The organism is Leptolyngbya sp. ST-U4 (genome assembly GCF_039962215.1).
Lineage (GTDB): Bacteria > Cyanobacteriota > Cyanobacteriia > Elainellales > Elainellaceae > Leptolyngbya_A.
This window is the reverse complement of the sequence record NZ_JAMPKZ010000026.1, coordinates 1-14,171: the sequence shown is the minus strand read 5'-3', so window position 1 is coordinate 14,171 and position 14,171 is coordinate 1. Positions and strand designations below refer to the sequence as shown.

Below are 14,171 nucleotides of genomic sequence, written 5' to 3'. Positions count from 1 at the left end.
TTTGGCTAAATGCTTATTCCTTATTGACAGTTTCCTATTCCTTACGCCTTACAAAAAACATGGTAAGCAAGTCATTAGCTCCTTGTTCCGTTCCTAGCTCTTGAATTTGGTAATCTGGATTGTTCTGTACTCTTTCCTCAAACCACTTTTGGTCTGCTTCGTTTAATACTAAAAACTGATCATGTTCCTCAAGAAAATTGCTGCTTTGAACGCTTTGAATAAAGGAATAGTGTGTGCTAATTGCATTTAAGTGAACGTAATCGCCCGTTGCGTAAGCACTGGTCACGTTCTTAGTTGCAGTTTCCCAATCCAAAATATGGAAGTAGCGGCTTGGCTTAGAAGAGTAGTAGAAGCGCGGGAGAAAGTCATGCCCTGCTTCCATCGCAATCGGCAGTTCTGGATATCCGTAGCTCAAATCATTTGCTCCCGGTTTCTGTGAATACTCAGGAAATTTTCTGGCATAGTAAAGTGGGTAAAGGATTATCGTTAATGTGAGTGCCAGAAGCGCGATCGAGCGTAGAGTCGAATACGAAAATCGGTTTCGTTCTCTATTTCTCTCTCTACTGCTCAATGCTTCAGGGGCAGAAATCATTTTAGAAATCAGGTAGGTTAATAAAATAGACCAACTGACCGTAATCGTTGGCAGAATATAGCGATCGTTTAATAGCGGTTTTACAGTAACAGTAATTATCCATGCTCCTAGCGGAACCAGCAGAAAGAAGATGGAAAGTATTAAAAGTGAAATTTCTCCGTGATCGAGCTGACTCACGAAGGAAGGCTTCGATATTATTTTTTCAGTTGATTTTAAGATACTTAGCAATGCTGAGATGGTTAACAAACCCAATATAAACCAGACAAACTTCGGAAAGGGAGTAAGCAAGTCAATTGCTTCCGATAAGCTGTAGGTATAAAACCATTTTGCCCCATTATTAGATTGATTAATGATTAAAGGGACTAGGGGTAACAGAATCATCCAGCCTGCTAACACTGATAAATAAAGCTTTTTTCTAAAAGTGCCAATATATTTATCGTAAGTTAAAAATGAAGCGAGAACCGCTGTGCTATATAAAATGCCGTACAGATGAGTCAAGACAATGGCAGCGTGAGCCAAAGTGTTGATTAAAAGAGAAGTGAAGGTGTATTCCCGTTTTCTATTTAGCGAGTCGTATTGAAGACATCCAAATGCACAAACTGCGGCAAATAAACCGTACATTCGCAGTTCTGCATTGTGATATAAAACAAGTTCGGACAGGCAAAAAATGCTAGTTGTGCCAACAGTAACCGACCAGAAATTATAGGTTCGCCGTAGTACCGTCCATATCATGATGTAAGCAATCGTGATCGTTACGCCGGAGAAAAGCCGCAGCGATAGTTCGATTGAGCCAAAGGATGAGCCAAAGATTTTGTCCCAAACCCAACCTATGATGAAGTAAAGCGGGGGAGCTTGATTAAACTTGTCGCTCCAGGCAACCAGCATGTGTGGTAGGGAAGGATCGTTTAATAAGTAGAACGACAGAAGCTCATCATTCCAGAAAAACTTTCTAGAAGAGACAACGGCGCATGAAATCAACAGCGATGCAACTGCAAGCGCAGGAATAAAATATTCCCAATACCGCTCATTAAAAGTAATCTTTCTGATATCCATTCAGTACGCTGCCCTTCAAACTAAACTTTTTGCAGCAATATTAATGCTTGCTTTTTAACATTCTTTTCAGCCAAAGCCGACGTAGGACTTCCCAGTAACCGCCGCCTACTTTAATTAGGCGAAATGAAGAAACGCCCATGTCCGGAGTCCGGTTAATCCAGGAGATTGGAACTTCATGCACGGAATAACCCATCAGCATCGGCTGTAGACCTGTTTCAGCATTGATTGCAAATCCGGGCTGTGTGATTTGAAGATTCTCAACAACCTCCCGGCGCATTAGCTTGAGATTATTTGTTAAATCCCGAATATCACCGCGCAAGAATAGAATACGAGCCAGAAAGTGAAAGCCACGATTAGCAATAATTTTCTGAATGGGATAGTTTAGCAAAACGCTATGGCGGGAGAAGCGGCTCCCCACAACGACATCGTATCCCTCTGCTGCTGCATCAAAGAGATCCCTAAGTTCAGGCAAAAGATGCTGAAAATCGCAGTCCATCGACAGAATATATCTACCTGTTGCAGTTCGATAACCATCTGCGATCGCCCTACCTACCCCATTGGGAGGCGTACGAAAAACAGGCTTAATCCTCGGATCTTCTTCTGCTAGCTGCCGTAAAATTATTCCTGTGCGATCTTGACTGTTGTCATCCACAGGAATGATTTCATGAATATAATCGCCGTATAGCTCTTTTAAGCGGGTCACCAATGGCTTCACGTTCATTTCCTCGTTGTGGCAGGGGATAACCACTGATATCGAGTTGTAAAGCGATACATGTTCACAAAGAGAAGCATCCGGGCATTCCACCCCGCGCGGCGGCTTCTGAGCATGAACGAGAATAGAACCTGCTAGGGTTTGAAGGACAGGCATATTTTCGAGCAGGATCGAGAGATTCCGCAAAAACCAAATTAGTGGACGGTTGAGAGGCGAATAGACAAAATCATTAAAAATGGCAAATACTCTAATAAAACCTAATTCAGAAATCAATTCATACAATTTAGGACGGCTGAGCAAGTGACGGGGATCTTTCTGTCCAAGCCATCCTGCCAGAAGCCGTCGCAACCTAAGAACTATATTCCAGGGATTGCTTTCATAGAATAGAATCTGTCCACCAGGCTTCAGAAGTTCGTAAACGTTTTGCAAGAACCAGGCACAGTTTCCAGCGTCCAACAAATCCATTGCAATGATGAAATCAAACTGCTCCGCTCCTAATTTGTCAGACTGAAGCGTTGCATTGATAAACCGGATCGAAGCGGGAAGATGATCAGGGCGATCGCCAGTTGGGTTGAACGTGACGGCAGTAATAGGATTCTCCCCGCGAGAAACACGCACTAACTGCTGAGTAAATAGTCCTCGACCACAGCCCAGTTCTAAAATCGTTTGCCCTGGTAATAGATGAACCATGTGGCGAAAGGATTGTGCTCGCCACAGGAGACGATCGCGGTAAATGGGATCTCGTTTCAGCCAGTAGCGATCGCGGTATTGCTCACGAATACCGAGTTTCTGTACCGCTGGGTCTATTGTTTCCTGAACAGTAGTCGATGGGCTTAATAAACTCATAATTTTTCTCTAAAGGTGCATTTGACTTGTTAACTGCTGAAGAATGAATAGAGTTTTCAGAATAATTAACTCACCTTCTCTACCAGCAGAACTGTTTCCCAATCTGTTGTAACTAAAGGCTTAACTCGATAAGCAGGATTAGCTAAAATCCTCATCTCTAACCATTGGGGGCACTGAATATATTCCCAATCTTTATCAACACTCTTCAGTGGACACTTCCTCCTATAATCCCGTTCATCTATAACAAGAAAGCGATCATAATTTTGAAGAAAATCATCACTTTGAATAATATTATTTCTGAACCTTTCCGGGTAAACACGTTTTAACGCATCTAAATGCTTGTATTCTTGTGGAGTAAACGAGCCACTATTTTCATTTACAGCAGCTTCCCAATCTAAAATAAAAAAGTGTCGGTATCTTTCAGAAGAATAATGAAAAATCTGCGTAAACCATGATGAGAACTGTATTGCAACCGGAAGATTTCTGTAATCAAGCTCAGATAAATCAACTTTCTGCAAAATAGTTCCGTGAAGCTCCTGCCTTGTAAAGCTTCTAGCAAATTTAATAGGTTGCGAGAGAAAATATGTAATTAAAATTGTGCACAATATCAAACTGGCAAGCTTCTTTAGAATATTGATTAAATTACTTCTTCTGACATTTTCTAAACCAAATTTAGTTTGGAATTCTAAAACAAAATGGGAGCTTGCAAAAGCAATTAAAATGATCCAACTTAAACAGCTAGGAATTAAATATCTTTCTATAAAAATAGGTTTAACTGTCCGTGAAATAAGCCAAACAAAAATAGGAACCAAAAGAAAACTAAGTGCAAATAGTAACAGGGGAAGCTCTAAATTTCTTTGAGTTCTTTGAGTTCTTTGCTGATTTTGGAAGCTTTCATGGTTGAAATGAGAATCATTTTGTCTGAATGATTTGAGCAGCAATAAACTACTAGCAGTTAGAATGATCCAACCTAGAGCACGAGCTTGGAAGAAGGATGATGAACTCAAATTCATCAAACTGGTCAGATTATTGAGAGCGGGAATGGGAATCCATGTACGAGGTCTACCCGCATCTGCCTGAATGAGGAGAGTAGGGATATAGAAAATCAGCGAAAGGCAACCAAGAATAATAGATAGATAAATTCTTGTCTTAAAAACCTTACAGTAGGCATCCCAAACTAACTGTGTTAGGAAGATAGCCCCGCTGTAAAAGATACCAAATAGATGAGTATGAACAATCGCCGCGTGTATGAAAGTATTACACAACAAACCCCATCGGTTTAGTTTGTCAGATCGATTTAATATATCAAACTGCAATAGACCCAGTGAGCAGACTGCCAAAAACAACCCATACATTCGAGCCTCTGCATTTTGGTCCAGGATAATTCCTGACGTACAAAATACAGTTAACAGTCCAAGCGCAGAGGGTAGAAAGCGATAGGTTCGACGAAGGGTTATCCAAGTAATAATGGCAGCAACACAAAGTCCTAAGCAAGAAAACAGGCGCAGCGATAGTTCTCCTATACCAAAGAATCTAGCCCAGACCCACCCAAATAAGAAATAGAGGATGGGAGTGTTGTTTATTTTGTCGTTAAAAGCGACCAACATGTGGCTGAACGACGGGTCTGAGAGAAAATAATAGGAATAAAGCTCATCATTCCAATAATATTTTTTGAATGAAACGATGACACAAGCGACTATTAGGGTGATCGAAATAAGCAAAGGAATAATATAACTCCAATCCCATACCTCTTTAAATTTCGTGTTGCTCCTAAACATTGAACACCTCATTTACTTGTTCTTAAATACCACTCGATCGCTGATAGCATAGTTCATTGCCGACCCTATCACGATTCCAATCAAGCTATTAACGGCGTAGTTAATGCCCATCTAATCTAGAAGGAGAAACAAAATGAAATCTCTTGCCGCAATCGATGCGCTACAAGACAAGTGATACAAAGGAATCTCTTGCCTAAAAATTTTGCGTATTGGCCAGTTATGGCTCGACCAAACCCAAAGCCGATAAATGGCAAAGCTAAAAAGTACTAAGATTTCGATCGAAATAAAGTTTGCTAGGTTACGCCAAGCCGGTTGCCCCAAGCTGAAAGATTTAACCGGAATCGCTAGGAGTAGGGTATTAAAGGCGGCTGAAATGATACCGCAGATGAGAAACCGAACAATACGATGCTTGAACAGCTTTCCTAAGCTACTTAAACTCTTAGTGAAGAAGATAGAAAACATGATCTTTAATGGCTAAGCACCATATCTTGGCACCATCGCCCAATGTTTGTAGTGAAAATCTCCTCCAGGATGTCTTTGACTGTATAGGTTAAATTCCAATCTGGATAGTGATCTTTGAACTTTTGAACATCGCTGATCCACCAGATATGATCGCCAATGCGGTTAGGCTCTGCATAGCTCCAGTTCAATTTCTTGTCTGCGATCGCTTCACAGTACTGGATTGCTTCCAGCATCGAGCAATTGCTGAAGCGACTGCCCCCAATGTTATAGACTTCTCCCCTACACGGATTCTGGTAGAAGTGATAGAACGCATTCACCAGGTCAAAGCTATGAATGTTGTCTCGCACCTGCTTTCCTTTGTAGCCAAACACTTGGTAAGGTTGACCCGTCATGGTGCATCCCATCAGGTACGATAAAAAGTCATGTAGTTTCATTCCAGAGTGACTGGGATCCGTTAAACACCCTCCCCGAAATACGGCAGTCCTCATCCCAAAGTAGCGACCATATTCTTGAACCAGTATGTCTGCTGCCACCTTTGAAGCTCCAAATAGCGAGTGCTTGAACTGGTCGATACTCATGGACTCATCAATGCCGCGATCGTAGTAGGAGTGGGTTTCAGCAATTTCCCATCGCAGTTCCTGTTCAACGAGCGGTAGATTATTGGGTGTGTCTCCATATACTTTATTCGTTGAACAAAAAGTGAATACCGCATTGGGACAGCTCTGGCGCGTATTCTCCAGTAAAACCAGCGTGCCGTTTGCATTGACGCTGAAATCTATGGAGGGATCTTTCGCTGCCCAGTCATATGATGGTTGAGCCGCTGTGTGAATAATGAGACGAATATCCTGGTTATAGGTCTTGAAGATATTGGAGATAACTTCTTGATCCCGAATGTCAGCGTTGTGATGAATGTATCGATCGCCATAGCACTGTAAAAGACGATCGCGGTTCCATTTGGTTGAGGCATCTGCACTAAAAAAGACTTGGCGCATATTGTTATCGATGCCAACCACAGTGTAGCCTTTGTCACAAAAAAACTGTACTGCTTCAGAGCCAATTAGTCCAGCCGATCCGGTCACAATGATGATGTTCATACTGGTTGCTGTACTTGCTCTTTCGTCAAAATTTTGAATGGGCAAACAACAGCTCCATCAAAATCAGGTCTGGTACCAAGCTGTTCAGCCCCCACATCAATTACTTCAATTTCAAAGGCAGACTCAATGTGGTCAAACACCACCCCCCGCTCAGGGTTTGCTAACCACAGACCAAATACATAGATTCCCGGATTGAGATAAAGGTGTTCAATCTGAAGATGCACCACATTTCGTCCCCTTTTCAGAAAGATAGTCTGTCCTAATGAAAGGGTGTCCGCATTGACTAACTTCGTTCCGCTCTGGTCAAACAAAATTACAGCTAGGCTATTAATCGATCGCTCTGCGTCTGAGACGATTTGTAAAAGAAAATGAATAGGCCCACACGAATAAGGCTGCGATCGAACCGATTCCTGCAAGCTGCCGTATTTAACCGCTGTAAAACGAGCTTCTCCGGTTCCGCTGCGAATCGTATTGGCCATGCTGATCCATTCTAGAGGCGAAACCTGGGTATCACCGGAAGACATATAGCGAGCAACCAAACGGGTTGTATTGCCGAAGTCAACGAGTCTGCCCTGCTCAAATATTAAGCTCTGAGGGCAGAGCCGTTGCACTGCGTTCATATTGTGGCTAACAAACAGCACCGTCCTGCCCTCGTTCTCCGCCACGTCCTGCATCTTACCCAAGCATTTTTTTTGAAATGACACGTCTCCTACTGCCAAAACTTCATCGACGATCAAAATTTCTGGCTCTAAGTGAGCCGCAACAGCAAAAGCAAGACGAACATACATGCCTGAAGAGTAGCGTTTGATGGGCGTATTAAGGAATCGTTCAACTTCGGCAAACGCAACAATTTCGTCAAACTTTCGTTTGATCTCAACTTTACTCATGCCTAAAATTGCGCCGTTGAGAAAGATATTTTCCCTTCCTGTAAGTTCTGGGTGAAATCCTGTGCCCACCTCTAAAAGGCTCGCAACTCTGCCCCTGATAGAAACTCTGCCGCGAGTCGGTTCCGTAATTCGGCTGAGAATTTTTAGCAGCGTTGACTTTCCAGCTCCGTTACGACCGATAATTCCAATACGATCGCCCTGTTTAATTTCAAACGAAACATCTTTCAGTGCCCAAAATTCTTCACGAGTTGGATTCAGATGATGTAGCTTGTCAGGCTTCAATAGCGTTCGGGTAAGCGATTTGGCACCATCGCTCAATACATCACGTAGAGTCTTGTAGCTGCGCCCCTTTTCCTGATGTCTGATAATATATTTCTTGCTCAGGTTTTCAACTCGAATCACCCTACTGGACATCTGCTACACTCCCTGGATTTCCATCGCTTTTCATGAAAACAGCAGCTTTGGATAGGTCAAATTACATCAGCAAACGTCCGTTCAACTTTGCGAAAATACCAGATCCCAGTTACCAGCATTAGTAAAACTAGTGCGATCGAAAGCAAAAAACTAGATAGGTCAATAAACGTCTCCTTTCCCAGAATTGCCCACCGAAATCCATCAATCACACTCACCATGGGATTGAGTGAATAAACGAGACGCCACTGTGGTGGTACAATGCTGCTGCTAAAGCCAACTGGAGAAATATATAAACCTAACTGGACGATAAACGGAACGATGTAGCGAAAATCCCGATATTCAACATTTAATGCTGCCAGCCATAAACCGACTCCCATGGCTGCTGCAAAGGCAACCAGGATGAATATCGGTAATGTCAGAATCTTCCAGGTTGGGATAAAGTCGTACCATACCATCAGTCCAACCAGGATCATGCCGGAGATCATGAAATCGACAAAGCTGACGATCACTGCACTGGTTGGCACAATTAAGCGCGGAAAGTAAACCTTTGAAAGCAGATTGGCATTACTGATTAAGCTATTACTGCACTCACTTAACGCACTTGAGAAAAATTGCCAGGGTAACATCGCTGAAAAGACGAGGATAGGGTAAGGAACACCCTCAGACGGCAAGTTTGCAAGATTACCAAAAACAACGGTAAATACAACCATGGTCAGGAATGGTCGGATCAATGCCCAAGTTACACCAATGACGGTTTGCTTATAGCGCACCAAAACATCACGCCACGCCAGGAAGTAGAACAGTTCCCGATAATTCCAGAGATCCTTCCAGTATTGGCGTTCAGCTTGGCCCTCCTCAATTACTAGTTCGTAGGGTTCCCAGTCATTGCGGCTATTTGTATTGTGCCTGTGGTGCTTCAGCATAGGAAGAATGGTGTCCCAAACCAGGAGTTAAAGAAAATCGCACACTGTTCCGGCAGTCCTTTCAAAACGAGGCGTTGCTGAATAAGCATATGATACGCCCCCCTAGCCCCCCAACTTTGGGGGGAACCAGAATTCAAAGTCCCCTAGCATTGGGGGATTTAGGGGGCGATGCAGAAGCTAAATTTACACCGTTCATATCCCGATTCAGCAACGCCCAAAACGACACTCAAGCAAGAACCTGTAAACCTAATACGCACCGAAACCAGTAAGAACTTTTGGAATCGTCATCAGCAAAATTTGAAAGTCTTTCCAGAGCGACCAGGACTTTAGATATTCCAGGTCAAGCTGGCTGACCGTGTCCAGGTCAACTAGATGCGATCGCCCTAAAACCTGCCATAAGCCTGTGATCCCCGGTAATGCTCTAAGTCGATGCAGATCTTCGTGCTTGATCCGAATTGCATCATAAATCGTCCAGGGCTGTGGACCTACCAGGCTCATCTCACCGCGCAACACGTTAATTAGCTGAGGTAATTCATCCAGACTATATTTCCGCATAAAACGCCCGATCGGTGTTACTCTCGGATCATCTTTGTGCTTATGCAAGCCTTGCTGAGATCCCATGATGGTATGGTGAGTCTCCTCAGCATTAACAACCATCGTACGAAACTTCCAAATCTTAAATAGTCTTCCCCGACCCCCAACACGCCATTGCCTAAAAAAGATAGGGCCTGGCGATGAAAGCTTAACCAGGACCATTAAGAACGCCATAAGCGGGCTTAGGACAAGAAGCATCAGTGCCGACAGGAACCAATCGATGAATCGCTTCGTTCGCCAGCCGAGTGAAGAACACTGGTTACGAAATTCCGCAGAAGGCAGCACAGTCAAAAAAACAGGTCTATTTGCATCATGACAAGCATCTGCCCAAGACTGCAATGCTGTTTCGCTTAACTTAATATTAAGGCAAACTGCTGCAACGCTAGAGAGCCGCAAGCAATCCTTAAGCCACTGTTCGCTTCTTAATGCCGGGATACCAGCATCGGAAGCATTCGCAGCATTTACAAATAAAAAATTGCTTCTCCAACATAAGGTTACGTTGGAGAATGTAGGAATATCAAGCTCTACCCAAGAGCTATTCTCTAGCCTTAACACCTTGATGTTAGTGAGGCGAATTCGTGTTGCAGTCATATAATATAGATTTGAAAGGCTTGAACAGGTCACACGAAACCCAACCTTGATTTAGTATTTGTAGAACCCTTATAAATTCCGCTATGGGACTAGTAGTAACTTTAACTACGTTCTACGACTGCTGCATTAACTTGAATTTATCGCTTACGAACTGACACCGCAATTGCCTCGCTATTTAACGCTTTAGCAGCCTAATGTTTGGTTGGATAGTTTAATTCAAGAACATATACGGTCTTTTTGAAAAAGCAAATCTACCTTTGGGATGAGTTACCCTCACAACACCCTGTACCAGCCTTAACAGAGCAGAGAGCAAAAATGATGTAAAAGAGTATGAACCCGAAGCAGATTTTCCCCGATAATAAAAGCTAATACAAATGCTGGTAGAGTCATGAAAATGCATCATCTTATCATAGCAGTCTAGTATTTTTGGTACTGATGAGCTGTTACAGGGTATCAGTCGGCATAAGCAGGCTGGCTTAGGTAATCAAGGAGCCATTTTGAACTGTGTTGAGCAACACTCACGAGTATCTATTTTTAAATTAGCTAAGTGTAAATTAGCTAATTTCAATAAAGTCACGAAGGATTGGACAATTTAGGGTTAATGCCTTAGAGTTTAGGGCTCTTGTTCAGTCCTTAATTAAAATTACTAGCTTGCCTGATTCAATTTCTACGTATTTCGCACAGGAGTTTTTACTACTCCACGTATAAATTGTTCATTAGTCCTGCAATAATAATGAGCTGAGAAAAGTAAGCTATGAAGGTCGCACTAATACATGACTATCTGACGCAGCGAGGTGGTGCTGAACGAGTCTTTGAACTGCTCTGCCAGCATTTTCCAGACGCTGATGTTTTTGCGTCTTTATATAGCCCAGACACAACGATCGACTTAGGGGATCGTCCAGTTCAAACAACTTATCTACAAAATATTCCGGGATCAACTCACTTCTTCAGGCTACTTGCCCCTCTGTACTTTCAAGCATTTAAAGCACTTGATCTACAGGAGTACGACCTAATTATTAGCAGCACCAGTGGCTTTGCTAAAGCTGTCCGCAAGCGACCTGATGCAAAACACATCTGCTTCTGCCACAACGTGACTCGCTTTCTCTGGGATACTAAAACCTATCTAAGGGAATATAGACAGTACAAAAGGTTCTACCCGTTGCTGGAAAAGATTTTTCAGCGGATGCGGAAGGCTGACTTAGACGCTTCTAGCAGTCCTGATTTATACATTGCCAACTCTACAACGGTCGCAAACCGCATTCAGCGCATCTATAATAAGCCTGCGCTCGTAGCACACTATCCGATCGACATCACCAAATTTATTTTTTCTAGCCAGAAGGACAATTTTTTTCTCGTTTCTTCCCGGTTACTGAGCTACAAGCGGATTGATGCTATTGTAGAAGCCTTCAACTGGTTGGGGTTGCCCCTGCTTATTACTGGAGAAGGTCCACAGCAAGGACAGTTGAAAGCTAAAGCGTTAGAAAATGTGCAGTTTTTGGGATATGTGAGTGATGTAGAGCGCAGTTATCTTATGTCTAAAGCCAGTTCCGTAATTGTTGCAGCACTGGAAGATTATGGTTTGGTACCGATCGAAGCAAATGCTAGTGGTACACCCGTACTTGCCTTTGGTGCAGGTGGCGTTCTAGATACTCAAATTCCAGGAGTTACGGGTCTTTTTTTTAATCGGCAGACCCCCGATGCGATTCAGGCGACTGTTCTTGCATCTAAAACAGTGCAATGGAGCTATGAAGCCATTCGCGCTCATGTCCTCACCCAATTTACGGATAAAGCTTTCTTTCAACAAGTCGATAAGATTTTAAATAAAGTGCTAGATTGCTAGTACTCTAAGTTGGATTTTTTACGTTTCTACAGAGCCATATTTCGGTAGTCGTAACGACGATGACCAATAAGGACAAGATCAATTCAGCAGTAGAAGAGAGCGATCTAGGCTACGGTGACCTATTTGCTGTTCTTTTACGTCGTCGCTTCTGGATACTCGGCTCTATGAGTATTACGATCGCCATCGCAGCGCTATTAGCCGTACGGGAAAAGCCTGTTTATCAAAGCTCAATGCGGCTTCTGGTTGAACCTAACTATCCAAGCTCACAGGCACAATCGAATGTAGTCAATAATCCACTAGCTCCTAACGGTGAGGAGGACTACGCGACTCAAATTAACTTGATGCGTAGCGGCCAATTTCTACGGCGAGCAGTTGATGCTTTAAGGAATGAGTATCCAGATTTAGGTGTTAACGAAGTTTCAAAATCACTTAAGCTCTCTCAAGTCGTAGAGAATGAAACTCAGACTAAAATCTTTGAAGCGGTATATACCAGTGACGAGCCGATAAAGGCACAGAAGATTTTAGAAACCCTTCAAAAAGTATATCAAGACTATAACTTACAGCAGCAGGAACTCCGTTTGAACCGTGGTCTTGCAACAATTAATAAACAGCTTCAGGAGTCGCGTAAGAACTTGATTGATGCTCAAGCAGAGTTAGAACAGTTTTTAGGAAAATCTAGATTAGTTCAACCTCAGGAGCAGGCATCCTCCGCTTTAGGAGCACTCAGCCAGATTCAGCAAACGGAGCAAACGACCCGTACAGAATATGATGAAGCGCGTGCTCGTTATCTAACTATTCAGCGGCAGCTTGCCCTATCGCCTCAGGCGGCGCTCATTACTGCTCGGCTCAGTCAGTCGGAACGCTATCAATTTCTACTTGGGGAATTACAAAAAACTGATTTTGGGCTGGCAGGACTACGAGTCACCTATTCAGATGCTGCTCCTCCAGTGCAATCCCTACTAGCACAACGGCAAAGCCAGATTCGTTTATTACAGGAAGAGGTTACGCGAATTGTCGGTTCCGTCGCCGCTCAGAATGGACTTGATCCGAGTCGTTTTCTTAGAAATGGGCAGTTGAGCGAAACGGATATTAATCTTGTGAATCAATTAGTTGAACTACAGTCAACCCTCTCTGGCTTGGCTGCTCGAAGTCAAAGCCTAGAGGCTGCCAAACAAAAAATCCAGGTAGAATCAAGCCGCTTTCCTGCCCTGATCGCAGAATATGAACGGCTACAGCCTCAGGTTGAGAGCGAACGTGCTAATTTACAAAGATTACTGCAGCTAAGGCAGGAGTTGAGTGCAAGACTGATCCAGGGTGGGTTTAACTGGCAGGTCGTAGAACCGCCTGAACTGGGATATCGAATTGGACCGCAACCGATGAGAACTATCCTGTTAGGCATTGTAGTCGGGTTGTTTCTAGGCGGGATCGCTGCTTTTCTGCGTGAAGCAACCGATACGGTCATTCACTCTGCCGACGATCTGAAGAGGTTGTCTAAGCTTCCGCTGCTGGGAACACTACCCAAACTAGGTTCATTACAGCGATCACCTGTTCATCTTAAGGGCTCAAAGCCTGCATCATCTGCTTCTAGTCTATTGGAAAACTTGGTATTATTGCAAGAATCTCTAGATTTTACCTATAAAAACATCTTTATTTCAGGGTCACACTTCAATTCACTGGTAATCACATCGGCATTATTGGGTGAGGGTAAATCAACTGTTGCAATAGGGTTAGCTCTCAGTGCAGCTCGCCTGCATCAGCGAGTTTTGCTAATTGATGCAGCGTTAAAAAATCCAACCTTACATCATTACTTCCAAGTTGCGAATGACAAAGGACTTTTTACCGTACTCTCAGATGAAGCGATCGGGTTACAGCCCTTAAAGCTTTCAATTCTGGGGTCAGATGTTGATTTTATACCTGCGGGACCAACGCCTGCTGATCCACTACAACTCCTCAGCTCTCGCTCCATGAAGGAGCTACTGCTGGATTACGAATCCCAATACGATTTAGTTTTGATTGATACGTCGTCTGCAATTGAAACAGTAGCAACGCTCCAAACTGCCTCTATTTGTAAAAGTACGCTACTAGTGAGTAGCCTTGACCAGGTTACTAAACTTGAATTGCTGCGAACTATTTCAATGCTGAACAAACTAAATCTAGTTGGCATTGTAGTGAACAATTGTCGGTAAAGTTTCACATGTGTTGATAGGGTATCGTCAACTTAGCCGCTTATGTTCAAAATTAGGTTGTGTCGCAAAAACAGCCGCTGGTAAGGTAGACAAGCCCCGTTATGCCTTCTCGCCCTCCGATGGCTACTGCTGCTCTGTTCAAGTGGCGGCATTTCTTGCCTGAAATTATCCTGCTCAATGTTCGTTGGTACTGCCGTTA

At 43.3% G+C, this 14,171-nt stretch carries 9 protein-coding genes and 1 pseudogene; 3 read left to right on the top strand and 7 right to left on the bottom strand.

Features of this window, described 5'->3' with window-relative positions; all coding sequences use genetic code 11:
- Positions 1–34: 34 nt before the first annotated feature.
- The 7 genes from NDA02_RS22845 to hepC form a co-directional block, all read right to left on the bottom strand.
- A complete protein-coding gene (locus NDA02_RS22845; RefSeq protein ID WP_190794927.1) occupies positions 35–1,645 on the bottom strand; it encodes a hypothetical protein in 1,611 nt (536 codons plus the stop codon).
- A 40-nt stretch (positions 1,646–1,685) separates the two neighbouring features.
- Positions 1,686–3,203, bottom strand: a complete 1,518-nt coding sequence (locus NDA02_RS22840; protein ID WP_190794926.1) for a glycosyltransferase — start codon at positions 3,201–3,203, stop codon at positions 1,686–1,688.
- Positions 3,204–3,268: 65 nt separating this feature from the next.
- A complete protein-coding gene (locus NDA02_RS22835) occupies positions 3,269–4,981 on the bottom strand; it encodes a hypothetical protein (protein ID WP_348255987.1) in 1,713 nt (570 codons plus the stop codon).
- A 467-nt stretch (positions 4,982–5,448) separates the two neighbouring features.
- Positions 5,449–6,537, bottom strand: a complete 1,089-nt coding sequence (locus NDA02_RS22830; protein WP_190794961.1) for an NAD-dependent epimerase/dehydratase family protein — start codon at positions 6,535–6,537, stop codon at positions 5,449–5,451.
- Positions 6,534–7,838, bottom strand: a complete 1,305-nt coding sequence (locus tag NDA02_RS22825; RefSeq protein WP_348255985.1) for an ABC transporter ATP-binding protein — start codon at positions 7,836–7,838, stop codon at positions 6,534–6,536. Before NDA02_RS22825 ends, NDA02_RS22830 begins: the two co-directional genes overlap by 4 nt.
- 56 nt (positions 7,839–7,894) lie before the next feature.
- Positions 7,895–8,761, bottom strand: coding sequence for an ABC transporter permease (locus NDA02_RS22820; RefSeq protein ID WP_348255983.1), 867 nt, complete (start codon positions 8,759–8,761; stop codon positions 7,895–7,897).
- Between the two features lie 246 nt (positions 8,762–9,007).
- Positions 9,008–9,946 (bottom strand): heterocyst development glycosyltransferase HepC, encoded by a 939-nt coding sequence (gene hepC / locus NDA02_RS22815; RefSeq protein ID WP_190794958.1) that lies wholly within the window; start codon positions 9,944–9,946, stop codon positions 9,008–9,010.
- 754 nt (positions 9,947–10,700) lie between these two features.
- Here hepC and NDA02_RS22810 point away from each other — a divergent pair.
- The 3 genes and pseudogenes from NDA02_RS22810 to NDA02_RS22800 all read left to right on the top strand — a co-directional run.
- On the top strand, positions 10,701–11,786 hold the full coding sequence (locus NDA02_RS22810; RefSeq protein ID WP_348249204.1) for a glycosyltransferase: 1,086 nt from the start codon (positions 10,701–10,703) through the stop codon (positions 11,784–11,786).
- Between the two features lie 59 nt (positions 11,787–11,845).
- On the top strand, positions 11,846–13,972 hold the full coding sequence (locus NDA02_RS22805; RefSeq protein WP_348255981.1) for a Wzz/FepE/Etk N-terminal domain-containing protein: 2,127 nt from the start codon (positions 11,846–11,848) through the stop codon (positions 13,970–13,972).
- Positions 13,973–14,091: 119 nt separating this feature from the next.
- Positions 14,092–14,171, top strand: a pseudogene (locus NDA02_RS22800) (IS6 family transposase); the annotation flags it as partial.

Bases quoted from the DNA above. Each gene is read 5' to 3' on its own strand.
- NDA02_RS22835 (WP_348255987.1), bottom strand. From the start codon at position 4,981: ATGTTTAGGAGCAACACGAAATTTAAAGAGGTATGGGATTGGAGTTAT.
- NDA02_RS22845 (WP_190794927.1), bottom strand. From the start codon at position 1,645: ATGGATATCAGAAAGATTACTTTTAATGAGCGGTATTGGGAATATTTT.
- NDA02_RS22805 (WP_348255981.1), top strand. From the start codon at position 11,846: ATGACCAATAAGGACAAGATCAATTCAGCAGTAGAAGAGAGCGATCTA.
- NDA02_RS22830 (WP_190794961.1), bottom strand. From the start codon at position 6,537: ATGAACATCATCATTGTGACCGGATCGGCTGGACTAATTGGCTCTGAA.
- NDA02_RS22820 (WP_348255983.1), bottom strand. From the start codon at position 8,761: ATGCTGAAGCACCACAGGCACAATACAAATAGCCGCAATGACTGGGAA.
- NDA02_RS22840 (WP_190794926.1), bottom strand. From the start codon at position 3,203: ATGAGTTTATTAAGCCCATCGACTACTGTTCAGGAAACAATAGACCCA.
- NDA02_RS22810 (WP_348249204.1), top strand. From the start codon at position 10,701: ATGAAGGTCGCACTAATACATGACTATCTGACGCAGCGAGGTGGTGCT.
- NDA02_RS22825 (WP_348255985.1), bottom strand. From the start codon at position 7,838: ATGTCCAGTAGGGTGATTCGAGTTGAAAACCTGAGCAAGAAATATATT.
- hepC (WP_190794958.1), bottom strand. From the start codon at position 9,946: ATGACTGCAACACGAATTCGCCTCACTAACATCAAGGTGTTAAGGCTA.